Below are 18,187 nucleotides of genomic sequence, written 5' to 3'. Positions count from 1 at the left end.
AAGCGGGGAGGGGAGACAAAGCGTAGCTTTGGCTCTTTGGGGTTCTTATTTTGGATTTATGCAAGAGGTCTATTCTTTGATAGTAAATAGACCTGCACTGTAGGGGCACAGCAATGCTGTGCCCTGACGACAGATGTGGTTTTTCAAATCATTCATATTTTGTATTTTTTTTCAATGCGTAAGTCATAAGATGGATAAAATACACTACTCCAATCCTTAAGTACGCGTTCTTTCTGAGTGGGTAAGTCTTGTAAAGGCAATTGGGAAAGATGAAATAATTTCTGAAGTAGCACTCCCGGATTTTTCACTTGTGAGAAATCCGGGTTTATTGCCTAGAAACTAGAATGATATGAAGAATACACAAAGCTCAGTAGTTGTATATACATTTATCGGCAAATAATGTAAAGAGTATGCCAAGATAAGCATTTCAGTATAAATATGTAAGTAAAATATTGACTGTAATTTACTGTAATGTTATTGTAAGGTTATTAAGATGTTCTCTATTTTCAAGCTAAACACCCACATAGAATAGCCCACAAGGAGTGTATCAAAATATTTTTACCGGGTAAGAGTCAACTGTTGATTATTTTCAAGGTAGTAAGACTTAGGCGCTGGCAAAAACCAAATATGAAGGGTGGATTTTAGGCATTAAAGCTGAATTTTTCAATGCTTATTCAGTGATTTGTATTGAACAAAGATGATTAAAAAAGCCTGAAATGACCGATTATCCTGAATGCACACCTTCATTAATTTGTAGAGAGCTTAAGACTTAGATAGTCTGAGATAGTTAGATAAGTGATATGTACAAGCCTTTTTATCTGGTGAATCTTCAATAAATTTACTTGATGAGCTTCAATGGTGAAGTATAAAGTATCCCGGAAACATCAAATTTCGGTAGATTTTAGTCCCCGAAAACAGCAATAAACTCAAGATTGAGAACTGAAGTTACTGAAAAAATCGATTTAGTCAGGTAAAAATTATGGCAAATATTATTGGAACCAACGGTAACGATACCCTAGTGGGTAGTGATGACGCGGACACGATTAAGGGTCTTGCAGGTAACGATACCATCACAGGTAACGATGGTAACGACACCTTAATTGGTGGTGGCGGTAAGGATCAATTTGTTTACAACCTCAGTAACGGCATTGATACAATCACTGATTTCGGTGGCATAGGTAAAGGCGTAAATACCTCGGCAGCAGTCATTACCGAAGTGGACACCCTAAAATTCCCCGACTTTGACTTCTTCAGTGCCAAAAACTTGCTCCTTACTCAGAATGGCAGCAATTTGGAAATCGGCTTTGAAGAGGCAGGTCAGACCATAGTCATCCTGCAAAACTTCAAATTAGAAAACTTCAAGAATCTGAAAGCTTCTGGGGCAACACCAGCGATTGGCAATATCTTGTTTGGAGGGCAAACTAGTATCACCGACAGCTTTAATGTCCTGGATGCCAACTCCACTGATACCAACCTGGGCATCAAGAACACGGTGACTTTTCTTAATGACCTCGACAATAACATTACGGGTTTAGACGACTCAGATGATGTCGTCAATGGTCAGGCGGGTAATGACAAAATCGACGGCAAGAGTGGCAACGACTTGCTGCGGGGTGGTACGGGCAATGATACTCTCATTGGTGGCGCGGGGAATGACACTCTTATTGGTGATACGGGCAATAACTCTCTCGTTGGTGGTGCTGGTAACGATGAATTGAATGCTGATTCATCAACAGGCAATAATACCCTTAATGGTGGTGCTGGTAACGATTACTTGATTGCTGATAGTTCAACAGGCGATAACCTGCTCTCTGGAGGGGATGGCAATGACAGCTTCTCTTTGGCGGCCCCATCTACTATCTCCTCTTCCTTAGCAACTCAAACGGTAGATGGAGGTATAGGTGAAGATTTCTTGTCCGGCAATTACTACTTTGCTACGGCGGGGATCACAACAACTTTCAATGCTGCTACTAACATTGGCTCGATTACAGCGGGCACGGATCGGGTTAACTACAAGAATATCGAACGATTAGAGATCAGAGGTACACTCAAAAATGACTTGATTGTGGGGACTAATGGCAACGATTTACTCTTTGGGGGTAGTAGTGGAAATGATCCGACCTATGGCAATGATACGATTTTTGGCGGTGAAGGTAACGATGAGTTGAGTGTTGATTATTCAACAAGCGATAATATCCTTAACGGTGGCGCTGGTAGCGATCGCTTGAGTGCTAGCTCTTCAAAAGGTAATAACCTGCTCTCTGGTGGCGATGGCAATGATTCTCTTGACATCTCTGCGGATTTAGACTTCTTGGAGGGCAGATATACCAATCCCACCTCTGGCAATAACACCCTCAACGGTGGCGCTGGTGACGATTCCTTGAGTGCTAACGGTTCAACAGGCTATAACCTACTCGCTGGTGGCGATGGCAATGATTCTCTTAATGCCTATGCCGCCTCTGGTAATAACACCCTCAATGGTGGCACTGGTAACGATACCTTGGATGTTTCCAATTCAACAGGTAATAACCTGCTCTCTGGAGGGGATGGCAATGACAGCTTTTCTTTTACAGCCCCATCTACAGCCTCCTCTTCCTTAGTAACTCAAACGGTAGATGGAGGGATAGGTAAAGATTCCTTGTCCATCAATTACTACAATACTACGATGGGAATCACTTCAACATTCAATGCCACTACTAATATCGGCTCGATTACATCAGGCACAAATCTGGTTAGCTACAAAAGTATCGAACAACTATATATCAGAACTACAGCCTATGATGACAATATTGTCGGGACTAGTGGCAATGATACAATAGATGGTGACGATGGTGGCAATGATATAATAGATGGGGGCAGTGGTGACGATTACTTGTCGCTCGGTAATGGTGCTACCCAAGGAATCACAACGACATTCAATGCCACTACTAATATCGGCTCGATTACATCAGGCACGAATAGCGTTAGCTACAAGAATATCGAACGATTAAATATTTTTGATACGGCTTACAATGACTTGATTGTGGGGAGCAATGGCAACGATACGATAGGTGGGGTCAATGGGGTCAATGGGGTCGATGGTGGCAATGATACAATAGACGGGGGCAGTGGTGACGACTTGTTGTCGTTTGGTAGCTATTATGCTACTGAGGTAATCACTTCGACATTCAATGCCACTACTAATACTGGCTCGATTACATCGGGCACGAATCAAGTTAACTACAAGAATATCGAACGCTTAAATATTTTTGGTACAGATTACGATGACTTGATTGTGGGGAGCAATGGTAACGATACGATAAATGGGGCAGGTGGAAATAACACGATTCTCGGCGGTGCAGGTAAGGATTATTTGAGTGCTAACGCTTCAAATGATTTGAATTTAAATGTTAATAATCTGCTCTCTGGAGGCGATGGTAATGATTCTCTTGACGTATCTGGTTTTTACGACGACTATCGCGGCGATTTCTCTCTGATTGCTATTTTGGGCAAAAACACCCTCAATGGTGGTGCGGGAGACGATAACTTAGTTACTAATTATTCATCAGGCAATAACTTACTCTCTGGGGGCGATGGCAATGATACTCTTACAGCCGCTGGTTCAGCCTCCTTATACTCCCTATATGGAGTTTATACTGTCTCTGGCAATAACACGCTCAACGGTGGTGCTGGTAACGATCGCTTGATTGTTGATTATTCATCAGGGGATAATCTACTGGATGGAGGCGATGGCAATGACTACCTCACAGCCTCTAGCGCTACTGGTAAAAACACCCTCAAAGGTGGTAATGGCAATGACTACCTCACAGGTGGCAATGGTAATGATAGCCTAATTGGAGGTGCTGGTACTGATACCTTTGCTTTCAATAGTTACAATCAAGGCGTTGATAATATTTATGACTTCAACGCCACGAATGAACTGATTCAGATATCGGCTGTTGGTTTTGGTGGCGGATTATCAACACCTTCACTTAAGACAAGTCAGTTTACCCTCGGAACATCTGCAACCACAAGCAATCAACGATTTATCTATGACAATATTACAGGTGCATTGTTCTTTGATGGAGATGGCAGTGCGTCTGGGTTTACCCAGGTAAAATTTGCACAAATGTCTGCTGGATTGTCACTAACAGAAAAGAATTTTGTGGTTGTTTAATCGTAATTAGCGCTCTTGTATAACTTTAGGTACGGAATGGGAGGTTATATTTTAAGCACCTCCCATTATATTTTTCAATAGAGACGTAGCACTGCTACGTTTCCACAATGGTTCTGGATAACGCATATTTAATTTCACCAGATGTCTATGGTTTTCACCAATTTGCGCCAAATCGACGCATCTCTGGAAAACCGGAAAAAATTTTTCCAAATCTCTCCATTTTGCAGCCTGAAAACCTTACTGCATAAGGCATCGACGCACCTCAACGAAGTTATGCGGTTTTCAAGGTTCGGGCGAGATGCGTCGATGAGCTTCAACACACTTCCTAAAAGTAAAATATATTACTTAAAATTGTTAAGGTTTTAACAAAAACTTGGCATTGGGTATCTGTTGCTCTGGGAAAATTGCTTGAGTTAGACATTTCCTAAATGCTAACGTCTACAAGGTGACACAGGATTTGGAGTGGTTTTTTTAACTATGAAGCATAGACACAAGGTAGCTTTTAGCTTGATATCGTTGATCGGTCTCAATTTCATATCTAGCTTAGTTATATTTAATGAGGCGAACGCCGCGCCACCGAGAACCCCAGACAAAAGTGTAAATTGCGAGATTTTAGTTGTGGGTGGTGGACTTTCTGGTGTAGCCACAGCTTACGAGGGCTTGCTAGCAGGGCGAACAGTTTGTCTCACAGAAATTACTGACTGGCTGGGAGGACAAATTTCTGCTCAAGGGACATCTGCGTTAGATGAACGCCCAACTCAGCGAGCTCTGAAATTCTATTCTCGCGGCTACCTAGAATTGCGAAACCGCATTGGGCGTAAATACGGTAAGCTTAACCCCGGTGATTGCTGGGTAAGTGAATCGTGTTTTCTTCCCCACGATGCTCACACAATTTTGACCCAGATGCTTAAAGATGCCGAAAAGCAGGGCAAAGGGAAGTTGCAATGGTTTCCCAACACGGTAATTAAGGATTTGGAAATCGCTGCTGATGGCAAAATAATTAATAGTGCGATCGCAATTCAACATCAACCACCAAAAGGCGCACCACCTCTCAATACTTTTACGTTATCTCAAAGCATTGAAGATGCTTATAGCTACGAAAACTCATCTCGGTTTACTAAAACTATTCTCCGTTTCATCCCCAAAGCAACGAAAGAGGATGCTCCTAAATGGTATGTCGTAGACGCTAGTGAAACTGGAGAAATTATCGCCCTTGCTGATGTTCCTTACCGATTAGGTATTGATGCCCGTTCCTACTTAGAACCTTCTGCTTCTAGCGCCAACAACGATTCTTATTGCCCTCAAGGTTTTACCTATACCTTTGCAATGGAGGCTACTAAGGAACCGCAACCGCAGACAATGCCTGCATTTTATCCACAATATGCACCATATTTCAGCTATGAATTGAAGCGACTAGCTAACTTTGATTTAGTTTTTACCTATCGCCGCATTTGGAGTCCAAACAAAGGGAAATCAGAAAAATTCGGCGGTGTCAGTTTTACTGCGCCTACACCAGGGGATATCTCGATGCAAAACTGGACTTGGGGTAACGACTACCGCCCCGGAACTGGTCAGGATAATCTAATTTATAACCGCCAACAGTTACAAGCGACTGGACAGTTAGAGCCAGGAGGGTGGATGGGAGGACTGCGGACAGAAGCCCTCCGCAAGGCTGAGGAAAATGCTTTATCTTTCTATTACTGGTTGGTAGCTGGGACTACAGATTCTCAACTAGGGGACGGTGTAAAGCAGCAGCAACCCAATAACCGCTTTGTTTCCGGTTTAAATTCCCCAATGGGAACAATACACGGCTTATCGAAATATCCCTATATGCGAGAAGGACGGCGGATCATTGGCCGCCCCAGTTGGGGACAAGCTGAAGGCTTTAGTATTGGGGAAATTGATATTTCCCGCCGAGATTATAATGATGAGTATTACTCAAAGACTCTGCCAGCAGATATGTATCGTCGTCTACGAGCAGCAGTTGCAGGTTTAGAAGCAATATCAGTAATTGACGGTAAAGTTCCACCAGATAAAGCAATGCGACGGACTCGTTCTACCATCTTTCCCGATGCTGTGGGTATTGGTCACTACGCCATAGATTTCCATCCTTGCATGGTGAATAGTCCCCCAGAAGCACCTGGGAACACAGAACGTCCAGGCGAAAGACGTGGTGCTGGTCAAGCTTATCCCTTCCAAATTGCTTTGAGGGCGATGATTCCCCAGAAAATTGATAATTTGCTCGTAGGTGGCAAAAGTATTGCGACTAGTCACATTGCTGCTGCTGCCTATCGAGTACACTCCTTTGAATGGTCGGCTGGCGCAGCTGCGGGAACAGTTGCTAGTTTTGCACTCAAAAATGCGATCGCACCTTACCAACTAGTCGATGACTTACCTAAACAAGAGCTACAACTAGAAGCACTCAAACGGCTTTTGCAACAAAATGGCAACCCTACCGCCTTCCCAGATACATCTATTTTTAACGAAAACTGGGATAATTGGAAATAGCACATAGGGCATAGGGCATTGGGCATTGAATTCTTCCCAATACAAATACCTAACTCCTAACTTCTAATATCAAGTTTGAGTGATTACTTGTAATAAAATTTATCAATGTAGGTTAGGTTGAATGGCAGTAAAACCCAAAATCAACAAGGATTAAATGTTGAGTTTTGTTCCTTAACCCAACCTACAAATATTACAAGTGTTTAATCAAACCTGATATAACTCCTAATTCCTAACTCTTAACTCCTAACTTCCCAGTCCCCAATCTCCAGACAATGAACTAAACTAATTACTTATAGTGTAGTTTTGTAAAATTATCTTGACTAATTGTTTTATGGTTATGACACTTTCAGCAGACGTTTACGGGATGTCCACAGCACCAACTATAGCTCCTGAACGGTCTAATCAAGTTATCCGTAAGACTTATCCGAATTACAAAGTGATTGTATTAAACGATGATTTTAATACATTCCAACACGTGTCTGAATGTTTGATGAAATATATTCCGGGGATGAGTGGCGATCGCGCGTGGGATTTGACTAATCAGGTACACTATGAAGGTCAAGCGATCGTCTGGGTTGGCCCCCAAGAACCTGCGGAACTCTATCACCAGCAGCTGCGCCGAGCAGGTTTGACAATGGCACCTCTAGAAGCAGCTTAATTATTATGGGCAAACCCACCGTAGATCCCCTCCGCACGGCTTCACAAAAAGCCGCCAGACTGGTTTGGAATCACTCAACACACCTTTCTGGTCTTATCCCTATTTTAGAACGTCTTTGTCAGCAAGATGGTATCCAAACTGTGACGCCGGGAGTGATTGGGCGGTCAAAGGGTCACTGTCCAAAAATGCAACTACGCGTCTCAGTACCCATTCGCGGCGGCTATAAAGTCATTGCCCGGCAGGGGAAAACGGTACAAGAAGTATTTATTTTGACAACTTTACCCCAGGATCAACTAGAAGCTGCATTAGCGATCGCCATGAGATGTTAATCATGCCCAATGCCCCATGCCCCATGCCCAATAACTATTCCTCAACCCGATGTACTGCAAATTTGTGTAGCGGCAAACTAACAATACAAGAAAAAGTTAAGAAATATGACAGGGCCGTAGTTATTTTCAAACTCATGACTACAGATTCCCAGTCGGGTAAGACTATTTTTTCTATGCCAAAAGCTACACAGTAAACTAGCCAGTAACTAAAGCTCATTCTAAACAGAATCCGTTCTGTTTCTTCCATCTCATTTGTTTGCTCCTTACTGTTCCACAGTAACAACAGCCCAATAATGCAAGCTACAAAGGAAACAGCAACTACAAATTCGTGACAAAATATATTTAACGAATGCATTTGTGTTTATCCCCACATTTTTTCAGTTGAAACTCAGTCTAAAGGAATATTCCTTGCAGAGATACAAATTATTTACAAACCTCAATAGATTCAATACTGCTGAGTGAAAAATCTCACTTGCAACTCAGCACTCGTAACTCCATTAACCTGCAAGACTAGTTGCCAAAATTGAAGCGTTTGCAACAATTGCTCCTTCATGTATAAGAAACCTTTAAGTATTTCCCAGAAATGTATAATCAATTGCTGCAAAGGCTTAATACTTTGCAACAATTGCTCCTTCATGTATAAGAAACCTTTAAGTATTTCCCAGAAATATATAACCAATTGCTGCAAAGCCTTAATACTTTGCAACAATTGCTTCTTCATGTATAAGAAACCTTTAAATGATTGCAGCAATTGTTGTAATTAACTTATGAGTTAATCTTACTTAAAAAATCAAAATCTTTTAAGTAAAATTAACTGCCCTCATCCCCCAACCCCTCTCCCAAATTGGGCTACACCCCCTCTAACTCCCCCAATGCATCCTACGATGTTACACACAAGTCGAATTACCCCCCCTTGGAAAGGAGGGAAAAAAGAAATCTATTTCCCTCCCCAATACATACGGGGAGGGTTAGGGTGGGGTAAAACCCTGGTTAATCAGCTATTTCAGACTTGTGTGTACACCGTAGCCCAAGGCATCGGGGGGATTAAGGGGGGTAAATCCAGGGTTTGGGCTTCATTACCAAGATGTGTCTACACCGTAGCCCAACTTGGGAGAGGGATTTAGGGTGAGGGCTTTTGATAAACATAATTTTGAGCCACTTTCCAATAGCGCGAGAAGCGTTTCAAGTCAATATAGCCGTCATAGTCAAAAAATGGTTCTACCTGTAACACTTCCACTGCTATAGAACGCTCAATTTGATTACAGATATCATCAAACCGGGGGCTGGGACTATCGGCTGTGACAACTAAATTGGCATCATGTTCTTGAGCAAAAGCTAAAATTTCTTGTGCTACATGGCCACGACAAATAACAACAGGTAACTCTAGCAAACATTCGTAGATAAAAGTCAGACGTTTAAGACTCAATTGCCATTCCTCTATCAAAGCCTCGTCCCAAACCCAGATAGCTGGGGCATCGGGGTATTTTTGCAATGTGGGATTATTTGGACTGAGGCAATCTCCATGTACCCAAACAATTGGTTTATTCATTTTTTACCTTTCTTTCCACGTTGCCAACTTTGGCTATTAGGTTGTTTGCTAAATTCGCCTTTGGGAAAAAGTCGCTGTTCTAATTCTTCATAACTGCCTTCAAAATCACAATGACCATAAAGGGAGCATTTCTGACAATAAATGCTTTTGGTGTAGCGTTCTAAGTTTTCACGGTTGAAAAAATATGGTTTCTGACTAAAAGTGCTAGTAACCCACTGCCATGACATATTATTACTAGCAGGATCTCCATCTAAAAGATGTTCAAGAAACCATTTGGCTCCTGCTTGCCAACGAATACGCCGCCAATGGACAATATAAGCCGCTAGCCACATTCGGGCGTGGTTATGTAGATAGCCAGTTTCTCTCAAATCACCACTGAAACTGTCAATACAAACTCTGCCTGTAGTTCCTTCTCTAATATCTTGCGGCAATTCGGGTGCATATTCGCTCACAGTGTAACCAGTTTTGTACTCTTCCTGGTCTTTCCAAATTTCATCCCCTAACTTCATATATAACCGTTGCCAATAGTCACGCCAACCTAACTCGTTAATTAGTTTTGTCGCATCATCTTGGTGCTGTATCTGGTCAAGGACGTAATCTCGAATTTCTCGCAAACTCAAAACGCCATAGCGGATGTAAGGTGAAAGTCGCGTGACTGCACCTGTGAAGAAATTACGTGTTTGGGCGTAGCGAAGGGGATCGATTTTTTGCAGCGCTGTTTGTGCCGCTTTGTGTCCCCCCAGAGTTTCGCTGATGTGGTCATCGCGTTCTGCTGCACCTGGGAATTGTTCGCGCAGGTAGGCTACCAACTCATCGCGGTTGGTAAATTCGCGTTGCATATCTTTAGGCATTATTAGCAAATATGAATGGTTACGTGCGTAGGCATAGCTCGCCGCAGGCATCGCTCAATATATGTACTGTACAATTCTAAAACGATATCTACGACAGGCTACACCTACACAATCTCTCACAGATCATCATGAGCAACATTCCCCAAGCCGGACAACCAGCACCAGATTTCTCCACACCTGACCAAAATGGCAATCCAGTCACTCTCGACGACTTCAGCAGTCAGTGGGTTGTCCTCTACTTCTACCCCAAAGATGACACTCCCGGCTGTACCACCGAAGCGAAAGATTTCACCGAATTGTATCAAGACTTTAGCACACTGGGAGCAAAAATCTTAGGCGTAAGTCCAGATTTGGGTAAGTCCCATTGTAAATTTATCAGCAAACATAACTTGTCAATCACCCTTTTAAGTGACCCAGAACATCTTTTAATCGAAGCCTACGGCGCTTGGCGATTGAAAAAATTTATGGGCAAAGAATATATGGGTGTTGTTCGCTCAACTTTTTTAATTTCACCTGATAAAATTATTGTCTATGCTTGGTCTAATGTAAAAACAAAAGGTCATGCTCAGGCAGTTTTAACTAAATTGCAGGAATTAGCAACCACTTAACGCAACTGGATGCTAAAAACTGCTAGCGTGATAAATGAAATCAAAAATTAAACTTTTTGCAAGTTTAAATAAACATGATTCAAGTCATCCAAGCCCAAAATGTCACTCTTGCCTACTTAAAGAAAAAATTTGCTCTATACAAATCTGAAGATGAGCAATTTGTTACAGAGTGAAACTTACCAAAGTAAATCAGCCAAAGTATGCTATGTCAGATCAATTTACATTTTTAAAGCGAGAAAGTGAACTGTATCAGGTTCTAAGTGTATTAAAAAATTTGACTCAAATTTTGAGTTAATAATTATGTCTATTCGCCCTATCTACCTTGATTGCCACGCTACTACACCCGTAGATGAACGGGTACTAGCAGCAATGCTTCCCTACTTCACAGAACACTTTGGCAACCCAGCAAGTATTAGTCATGTTTATGGTTGGGAAGCAGAAGCTGCTGTGAAGCAAACGCGAGAAATTTTAGCAACAGCAATCAACGCCACACCAGAAGAAATTGTGTTTACGAGTGGTGCAACAGAAGCAAATAATTTGGCTATAAAAGGTGTTGCCGAAGCTTATTTTAAAAAAGGTCAGCATATTATTACTGTTGGCACTGAACATAGTGCAGTAATTGATCCTTGTAATTATTTAAAAAGTCTTGGTTTTGAAATTACTATTCTCCCTGTCCAAAAAGATGGATTGATTGATTTAACTGAGTTAAAAAATGCTTTCCGTCCTGAGACGATTTTAGTATCGGTGATGGCTGCAAATAACGAAATTGGCGTGTTACAGCCTTTGGCAGAAATTGGGGAAATATGCCATGAACACCAAATCCTATTCTACACCGATGCGGCGCAAGCTATTGGTAAAATTCCCTTGGATGTGCAAGCGATGAAAATTGACTTGATGTCGCTAACAGCACATAAAGTATATGGTCCCAAAGGCATTGGAGCGCTGTACGTCCGCAGACGCAACCCCAGAGTGCAACTGGCTCCCCAGCAGCATGGTGGCGGACATGAACGGGGAATGCGCTCTGGTACATTGTATACACCGCAAATTGTCGGCTTTGGGAAAGCTGTAGAAATCGCTTTGGCTGAACAAGAGACAGAAACCCAACGCCTCTCCCAATTAAGACAAAGATTGTGGGAACAGCTTTCGCAAGTTGAAGGAATTCATCTCAACGGACATCCTCAACAGCGATTGGCGGGAAACTTGAATATCAGTGTTGAGGGAGTGGATGGAGCCGCACTTTTGCTAGGATTGCAGCCAGTAATGGCAGTTTCTTCTGGATCTGCTTGCTCGTCGGCAACTACTGCACCTTCCCATGTTCTCACAGCATTGGGACATTCAGAAAAGCTAGCTTATGCCTCAGTGCGGTTTGGTATTGGCAGGTTTAACACACAAGAGGAGATTGATATTGTGGCGAAACATGCGATCGCTACCATTCAGAGTTTACAAAATAAACGGTAAGAACCCTTGTAGAGATGTAGCAATACTACGTCTTTGAGATTTTAGCAAACCTCTGAAAACACTCCTCAATACCAGCATTGCCCTGTAAGCCTCCTGTGTGTACCAGCAACAAGGAATCGCCTTTACAAAAAAATCCCTGCTTTAGTAAATCCATCACTCCGTAAAACATTTTGGCGGTATATACGTAATCGAGGGGTACGCCATGTTCCTGTGTGAACTGCTGGCTGAACAGTAGCAACTCGTCATTCACCTTTGCATAGCCGCCGAAGTGGTAATCACATACCAATTCCCAGGAAGCGGGAGAACTATATGGTGCGGGTAAATCAGAGGCGAGGTAATTTGTCAACAAACTTTCGATTTCTTGTGCAAGAAATGCGCCATTTTTCAATACGGGAAAAGCGATCGCTCTTTGTCCTTCATCTAACGAAAGCGCAATCCCCGCCAGTGTAGTGGCTGTACCGCAGGCTACGCATATATGATTAAATGCGTAGGCGTAGCCAGCCGTAGGCATCGCACGATCAATTATCTCTGTGCAGCCGCGCACACCATTTAAATTACTCCCACCTTCGGGAATGATAAACACCTCACCGAAACGTTGTCGCAGATATTCCTCTAACGCTGGTGTGTTGCGCTGTCGATACATCTCGCGGTTCAGATACACAAGCTGCATACGCTGTTGTACAGCAAAATTCAGCGTCGGGTTGAGTGGTAGCCTCTCCTCCCCACGAATTACCCCGATGGTGCGAAAACCGAAAAGATTACCAGCCGCCGCAGTTGCATAGATGTGATTGGAATAAGCGCCGCCAAAGGTTAGCAGCGTCGTGAAATTTTTCTCCTTAGCTTCCAAAAGATTGTATTTCAGCTTAAACCACTTGTTGCCGTTAACTAAAGGGTGCATGAGATCGAGGCGCAGCACATACAAATCAACACCTGCGTGATGGGCGATTTCGCTGTTGATTTGTTGTATAGGAGGAGGAAAAAATATTAACGACATGCGTAAACATTCTAACTTAGAATTTACATTCTCTCAAGTTCATTATTGAAGATAAAAGTAATGATAAACATTGAGTAATTCAATGATAAATCAAGCTAAATGACGAATAAAACTTTCTGATGATTACCTTTAGAAATTGACATTTTACTAATTGACTATTTTAAGTAAATATAAGAAACATAACACTCGCTCCAGATAATATTCTTTTTGGAGAAAAGAAATGGTTGCACTCACACAGCTTACTCAAGTTATTTCCAATCCTGGACGTTTGACAATTGAAACTGTTGAAATTGCTCCTCAAACGATTGCTATACGTTGTCTCGACTGGGATAGAGAACGTTTTGATATCGAGTTTGGTTTACGGAATGGTACAACTTATAATTCTTTTTTAATCCAAGGAGAAAAAGTAGCTTTAGTTGATACATCTCACCGCAAGTTTGAGGAATTATATCTTGAGGTAGTGGCGGGATTAATTGATCCGGCTAAAATAGATTACTTAATTATCAGCCACACAGAACCAGACCACAGTGGATTAGTAAAAAATATTTTGCAATTAGCTCCCTCCATTACTGTTGTTGGTGCAAAGGTAGCTATTCAATTTTTAGAAAATATGGTTCACCAGCCTTTTAAATCAATGCAGGTAAAAAGTGGGCAGCGATTAGATTTAGGCAACGGACACGAATTAGAATTTATCTCTGCACCTAACTTACACTGGCCTGACACAATCTTGACTTATGACCACAAAACTTGCACTCTCTACACTTGCGATGTGTTTGGGATGCACTACTGTGATGACCACACTTATGATGAAAATATTACTTCAATAGAAGAAGATTTTCACTATTACTATGATTGTCTCATGGGCCCCAATGCCCGATCTGTCTTAGCAGCTTTAAAGCGGATTGAAAAGTTAGAAATAGTCACAGTTGCTACGGGACATGGGCCTTTATTACAACACTATATCTCGGAATGGCTCGGACGCTATCAAAACTGGAGTTCAGAACAAGCAAAAACAGAGACATTAGTGGGTCTATTTTATGTTGAAGATTACGGGCATAGCGAACATTTAGTCCGTACCATAGCGCATGGATGCGCGAAAACAGGCGTAGCAGTAGAATTAGTAGACCTCAATAGTGCCGAGCCTCAAGAAGTTCGAGAATTAGTTGCACAAGCTTCTGGTTTAATAATTGCAATGCCACCCCAATCTTCGGTGATGATTCAAGCTGCTTTAAGTACAATTTTAGCTGCTGTTCACAAGAAGCAGGCAATTGGTTTATTAGAGTCGGGAGGTGGAGAAGATGAACCAATTTACCCATTACGTAATAAGTTTCAAGAACTGGGATTAACTGAAGCTTTTCCTCCTATCTTAGTTAAGGAAATTCCTACCCAAGCAACGGAACAACTTTGTGATGAAGCGGGGATAGATATGGGTCAATGGCTGACCCGCGATCGCACCATAAAACAAATTAAATCTATCAATACTGAGCTAGAAAAAGCTTTAGGGCGGATTAGCACAGGATTGTATATTATCACCGCCAAAAAAGGAGAAATTCAGAGTGCGATGTTGGCTTCTTGGGTAACACAAGCGAGTCTTGAGCCTTTAGGAGTAGCGATCGCAGTCTCCAAAGATCGGGCAATTGAATCCTTGATGCACGTTGGCGATCGCTTTGTTTTAAATGTTTTAGAAGAAGGCAAATATCAAGGATTAATGAAACACTTTATTAAGCGTTTTGCTCCTGGTGCAGATAGATTTGCTGGAGTGAAAACATATCCAGCTAAAAATGAATCGCCCGTTTTAGCTGAAGCTCTAGCTTATATGGAATGTGAAATTACTAGCCGCATGGATTGTGGAGATCATTGGGTAATTTATAGCACAGTCCAAACTGGAAGAGTTGCCAAACTAGATGCACTTACCGCCGCCCATCACCGCAAAATTGGCAATCATTACTAATGAGTCATTGGTCATTAGTCATTGGTTATTAATTCTTCCCCCTCACTCCTAACTCCCCAATCATAGAAAACTATGTATAAATCTGTTGAAAATACCCCGATTACCATGTACGAAATCAATCGGGGACGCGTTGTGCGAACCTTGGAATTTATCCAAGATATAATTGTAATTTCTTTGTGTATCGGTTTATTTAGCTTCATGGTGCTTCAGGTGAGAGATATGTTTCTCTCCTTACTTCCGCCTCTAGATTTTCATGCTGTTACTGCCGATATTCTCTTTTTACTTATCTTAGTTGAGTTATTCCGACTGCTGATTATTTACCTACAGGAACATCGAGTATCTATTGGGGTAGCTGTTGAAGTTTCCATTGTTTCTGCTTTGCGAGAAGTCATTGTTAAAGGTGTTTTAGAAACAAGTTGGAGTCAAGTTTTAGCAACTTGTGCCTTTTTATTAGTGCTGGGAATATTACTGTTTCTCAGAGTTTGGCTACCCCCGACCTTTGAAGGTATAGACCCGGAACAAGAAGCATCTAAACGCTATAGAAACCGAGCCAAGTCTGAATTAACACAAACCAATGGTCATTAGGAACAAGTAGGGGGAGTAGCGGAGGCATAGAGAAAGAACTATTAATTATTTATCCATCCCCAATGCCCAATGCCCAATGTCCAATGTCCAATCTCCAATCCCCAATACTTCGACTTCGCTCAGTACAAGTGCCCACTTGCCCTGAGCGAAGCCGAAGGGATGCCCAAATTAAGAGAGGTTATTATGTCTACTGCCACATTAACGTCCAACCATAGCAGAGATGTACAAGTTGCTGAAATTGGTAAAAATACTCTGATTCTACGATCGCGGACTTGGGACAGACTAAAATTTGAGGTGGAATATTCCCGCCAACGGGGAACTACAGCAAATTCTTATCTGATTCAAGCTGATAAAAAGGCTTTAATTGACCCTCCTGGCGAATCTTTTACCGAAATTTACCTTCAGCAACTTGCACAACATTTAGACTTCACCACGCTAGATTACATTGTTCTCGGTCATGTCAACCCAAACCGCAGCGCAACTCTGCAAGCATTGCTCTCTCAAGTTCCTCAAGCTACTCTAATTTGTTCTCGCCCCGCCGCTAATGCTCTCAAAACCGCCTTTCCAGAATTGGAGTCACGTATTCAAGCGGTGCGATCGCAGGATACTCTAGATTTAGGACAAGGACATCTTCTATCATTTATCACCGTACCAACTCCCCGCTGGGCGGATGGACTTTGTACCTACGATCCCGCCACAAAAATTCTCTACACAGACAAACTTTTCGGCGCTCATATTTGTGAAGATATTTTGTTTGATGAAGATTGGAAGGGATTAGATGCAGAACGTCGTTACTATTTTGAATGTCTCCATGCGCCCCAAACTAAACAAGTCGAAGTAGCATTAGATAAAATATCGCTTTTGGGAGCCAGATGTTACGCCCCAGCACATGGCCCGGTTGTTCGTTACAGCCTTAGTCGTTTTACTTATGATTACCGTCAATGGTGTCAAGGACAAAAATCTCAAGAATTGAGCGTTGCTTTGCTCTATGCTTCTGCTTATGGAAATACAGCAACTCTGGCGAATGCGATCGCTCAAGGTTTAATCCAAAATGGAGTTAATGTAGAATCAATCAACTGTGAACTAGCAGACTCAGCAGAGATTAACCGCATTGTAGAAACTTGCGATGGCTTTATTATCGGTTCACCCACTTTAGGCGGCCATGCACCGACTCAAATTCAAACTGCTTTAGGAATAGTACTCTCGGCGACGGCTAAAACTAAGTTAGCAGGGGTGTTTGGTTCCTACGGCTGGAGTGGCGAGGCAATAGATTTAATCGAAAGCAAGCTCAAAGATGCTAATTATCAACTAGGGTTTGAAACAATTCGGGTACGTTTTAGTCCGACTCCTGAGATTCTTCAGCAGTGTCAAGAAGCAGGTGCTTTCTTTGCCCAAAACTTGAAGAAAACCAAAAAACTGCGGACTTCCCGCCAGGTTGTGACAGAAACCCATGTAGATCGTACTGAACAAGCTGTGGGGCGGATCATTGGTTCTCTGTGTGTTGTGACAACTCGTGATGAAGAAACCCACAAAGGGGTGTTAACTTCTTGGGTATCTCAGGCAACTTTTAACCCACCAGGAATTATGATTGCGATCGCTAATGAGCAGAATGCAGATTTAATGCATCATCCTGGTGATAAATTTGTGCTGAATATCCTCAAAGAAGGAAGAAATGTGCGACGCTATTTTTCTCGTCATAGCACTTTAGGAGATAATCCCTTTGCAAATCTTGACACAAAAACTGCTCTTAATGATTGTTTGATTTTGAATGAGGCATTAGCCTATTTAGAATGTACGGTGCAAAATCAACTTGAATGTGGTGATAGATGGTTAATTTATGCCGTCATCGATGGCGGTGAAGTGTTGGAAAATGATGGTGTCACTGCTTTGGAGCATCGGAAATCTGGCAGCTATTATTAACCTGACTTTTCACGGTATTTCAAAAACCTCTCTCTAAATCTCTCTCCTAAAAGGAGAGAGACTTTGAATTTTCCCCCTTCCCGCGTCGGGAAGGGGGTTAGGGGGTTAGGTTTTTCCTAGTCAGGTACACACAAGTCTTTTAGAGTTGCAATGCGATTGTTTCGACTGACAATGCGATTGTTTTGACTGACAATGGGATTGTTCCGGCTAACAATGCGATTGTTTCAGCTGACAATGCGATTGTTTCGACTGACAATGCGATTGTTTCGACTGACAATGCGATTGTTCCAGCTGACAATGCGATTGTTCCAGCTGACAATGCGATTGTTCCAGCTGACAATGGCATTGTTTTGATTGACAATGCCATTGTTTCACGGGATCTGGAACACAACGAGCCAGTAGGCGCATTTTTACCTTCAATATTCTATTAAATTGCCTGTTGACGCAATCACTAAACTAAATCAGCACATTTGTAACAATGGTCAACAGAGTGCAAACGCTACAAGTGCATTAAATTTTTATATAGGCGTTGCTGAGTGCGGTATGAATCAATTGAACACCAGGATAAAACGATACTTCAAGTAGTGAAGTAATAATCGAATAGAGTATTTCAGTATTTC

The 18,187-nt window shown here is 42.1% G+C and carries 14 protein-coding genes; 10 read left to right on the top strand and 4 right to left on the bottom strand.

The features are described 5' to 3' along the window. The first annotated feature begins 979 nt into the window (after nt 1–979). The 4 genes from V7L12_RS28760 (at nt 980) to V7L12_RS28745 (ending at nt 7,651) form a co-directional block, all read left to right on the top strand. Nucleotides 980–4,156 (top strand): beta strand repeat-containing protein, encoded by a 3,177-nt coding sequence (locus V7L12_RS28760; protein ID WP_335089585.1) that lies wholly within the window; start codon nt 980–982, stop codon nt 4,154–4,156. Nucleotides 4,157–4,633: 477 nt separating this feature from the next. Beyond that, nucleotides 4,634–6,664: an FAD-dependent oxidoreductase gene (locus tag V7L12_RS28755; RefSeq protein ID WP_335089584.1), complete on the top strand. Its 2,031-nt coding sequence runs from the start codon at nt 4,634–4,636 to the stop codon at nt 6,662–6,664. A 331-nt stretch (nt 6,665–6,995) separates the two neighbouring features. Beyond that, on the top strand, nt 6,996–7,322 hold the full coding sequence (clpS, locus tag V7L12_RS28750) for an ATP-dependent Clp protease adapter ClpS (RefSeq protein ID WP_094348337.1): 327 nt from the start codon (nt 6,996–6,998) through the stop codon (nt 7,320–7,322). Nucleotides 7,323–7,327: 5 nt separating this feature from the next. Next, nucleotides 7,328–7,651 (top strand): DUF2103 domain-containing protein, encoded by a 324-nt coding sequence (locus V7L12_RS28745; protein ID WP_335089582.1) that lies wholly within the window; start codon nt 7,328–7,330, stop codon nt 7,649–7,651. 34 nt (nt 7,652–7,685) lie between these two features. Here the strand turns inward: V7L12_RS28745 and V7L12_RS28740 are convergent, their stop codons facing one another. The 3 genes from V7L12_RS28740 to V7L12_RS28730 all read right to left on the bottom strand — a co-directional run bounded on the left by V7L12_RS28740 (nt 7,686) and on the right by V7L12_RS28730 (nt 10,051). After that, nucleotides 7,686–8,006, bottom strand: coding sequence for a hypothetical protein (locus V7L12_RS28740; RefSeq protein WP_335089580.1), 321 nt, complete (start codon nt 8,004–8,006; stop codon nt 7,686–7,688). 765 nt (nt 8,007–8,771) lie between these two features. Next, a complete protein-coding gene (locus tag V7L12_RS28735; RefSeq protein WP_335089579.1) occupies nt 8,772–9,200 on the bottom strand; it encodes a hypothetical protein in 429 nt (142 codons plus the stop codon). Continuing rightward, nucleotides 9,197–10,051, bottom strand: a complete 855-nt coding sequence (locus V7L12_RS28730) for an FAD-binding domain-containing protein (RefSeq protein ID WP_335089635.1) — start codon at nt 10,049–10,051, stop codon at nt 9,197–9,199. Before V7L12_RS28730 ends, V7L12_RS28735 begins: the two co-directional genes overlap by 4 nt. A gap of 128 nt (nt 10,052–10,179) precedes the next feature. Between V7L12_RS28730 and bcp the strand changes: the two genes are divergently transcribed. Both bcp and V7L12_RS28720 read left to right on the top strand, forming a co-directional pair. Then, on the top strand, nt 10,180–10,659 hold the full coding sequence (gene bcp, locus V7L12_RS28725) for a thioredoxin-dependent thiol peroxidase (RefSeq protein WP_335089577.1): 480 nt from the start codon (nt 10,180–10,182) through the stop codon (nt 10,657–10,659). 300 nt (nt 10,660–10,959) lie between these two features. After that, the gene (locus V7L12_RS28720; RefSeq protein ID WP_335089575.1) at nt 10,960–12,117 is read left to right on the top strand and encodes a cysteine desulfurase family protein; all 1,158 of its coding nucleotides are present in this window, start codon (nt 10,960–10,962) and stop codon (nt 12,115–12,117) included. A 25-nt stretch (nt 12,118–12,142) separates the two neighbouring features. On the opposite strand, the gene V7L12_RS28715 is transcribed toward V7L12_RS28720, so the two are convergent. After that, nucleotides 12,143–13,111, bottom strand: coding sequence for a 1-aminocyclopropane-1-carboxylate deaminase/D-cysteine desulfhydrase (locus tag V7L12_RS28715; protein WP_335089573.1), 969 nt, complete (start codon nt 13,109–13,111; stop codon nt 12,143–12,145). Nucleotides 13,112–13,331: 220 nt separating this feature from the next. Between V7L12_RS28715 and V7L12_RS28710 the strand changes: the two genes are divergently transcribed. From V7L12_RS28710 to V7L12_RS28695, 4 genes are all read left to right on the top strand, one after another. Continuing rightward, nucleotides 13,332–15,062 (top strand): diflavin flavoprotein, encoded by a 1,731-nt coding sequence (locus V7L12_RS28710; protein ID WP_335089571.1) that lies wholly within the window; start codon nt 13,332–13,334, stop codon nt 15,060–15,062. Between the two features lie 72 nt (nt 15,063–15,134). Beyond that, on the top strand, nt 15,135–15,647 hold the full coding sequence (locus V7L12_RS28705; RefSeq protein WP_334824059.1) for a phosphate-starvation-inducible PsiE family protein: 513 nt from the start codon (nt 15,135–15,137) through the stop codon (nt 15,645–15,647). A 183-nt stretch (nt 15,648–15,830) separates the two neighbouring features. Then, a complete protein-coding gene (locus V7L12_RS28700) occupies nt 15,831–17,567 on the top strand; it encodes a diflavin flavoprotein (RefSeq protein WP_335089569.1) in 1,737 nt (578 codons plus the stop codon). A gap of 182 nt (nt 17,568–17,749) precedes the next feature. Beyond that, a complete protein-coding gene (locus tag V7L12_RS28695) occupies nt 17,750–17,998 on the top strand; it encodes a hypothetical protein (RefSeq protein WP_335089567.1) in 249 nt (82 codons plus the stop codon). Nucleotides 17,999–18,187: the final 189 nt, after the last annotated feature.

The sequence above is a fragment of the Nostoc sp. genome, assembly GCF_036918245.1.
Classification (GTDB): domain Bacteria; phylum Cyanobacteriota; class Cyanobacteriia; order Cyanobacteriales; family Nostocaceae; genus Nostoc.
The sequence above is the reverse complement of the archived record's forward strand: the minus strand, read 5'-3'. Positions and strand labels throughout refer to the sequence as shown.

Excerpts from the sequence above, each read along its gene's own strand:
- V7L12_RS28745 (WP_335089582.1), top strand. The coding sequence starts at position 7,328 with ATGGGCAAACCCACCGTAGATCCCCTCCGCACGGCTTCACAAAAAGCC.
- V7L12_RS28715 (WP_335089573.1), bottom strand. The coding sequence starts at position 13,111 with ATGTCGTTAATATTTTTTCCTCCTCCTATACAACAAATCAACAGCGAA.
- V7L12_RS28705 (WP_334824059.1), top strand. The coding sequence starts at position 15,135 with ATGTATAAATCTGTTGAAAATACCCCGATTACCATGTACGAAATCAAT.
- V7L12_RS28760 (WP_335089585.1), top strand. The coding sequence starts at position 980 with ATGGCAAATATTATTGGAACCAACGGTAACGATACCCTAGTGGGTAGT.
- V7L12_RS28700 (WP_335089569.1), top strand. The coding sequence starts at position 15,831 with ATGTCTACTGCCACATTAACGTCCAACCATAGCAGAGATGTACAAGTT.
- V7L12_RS28735 (WP_335089579.1), bottom strand. The coding sequence starts at position 9,200 with ATGAATAAACCAATTGTTTGGGTACATGGAGATTGCCTCAGTCCAAAT.
- V7L12_RS28755 (WP_335089584.1), top strand. The coding sequence starts at position 4,634 with ATGAAGCATAGACACAAGGTAGCTTTTAGCTTGATATCGTTGATCGGT.
- clpS (WP_094348337.1), top strand. The coding sequence starts at position 6,996 with ATGGTTATGACACTTTCAGCAGACGTTTACGGGATGTCCACAGCACCA.
- V7L12_RS28710 (WP_335089571.1), top strand. The coding sequence starts at position 13,332 with ATGGTTGCACTCACACAGCTTACTCAAGTTATTTCCAATCCTGGACGT.
- bcp (WP_335089577.1), top strand. The coding sequence starts at position 10,180 with ATGAGCAACATTCCCCAAGCCGGACAACCAGCACCAGATTTCTCCACA.
- V7L12_RS28740 (WP_335089580.1), bottom strand. The coding sequence starts at position 8,006 with ATGCATTCGTTAAATATATTTTGTCACGAATTTGTAGTTGCTGTTTCC.
- V7L12_RS28730 (WP_335089635.1), bottom strand. The coding sequence starts at position 10,051 with ATGCCTAAAGATATGCAACGCGAATTTACCAACCGCGATGAGTTGGTA.
- V7L12_RS28720 (WP_335089575.1), top strand. The coding sequence starts at position 10,960 with ATGTCTATTCGCCCTATCTACCTTGATTGCCACGCTACTACACCCGTA.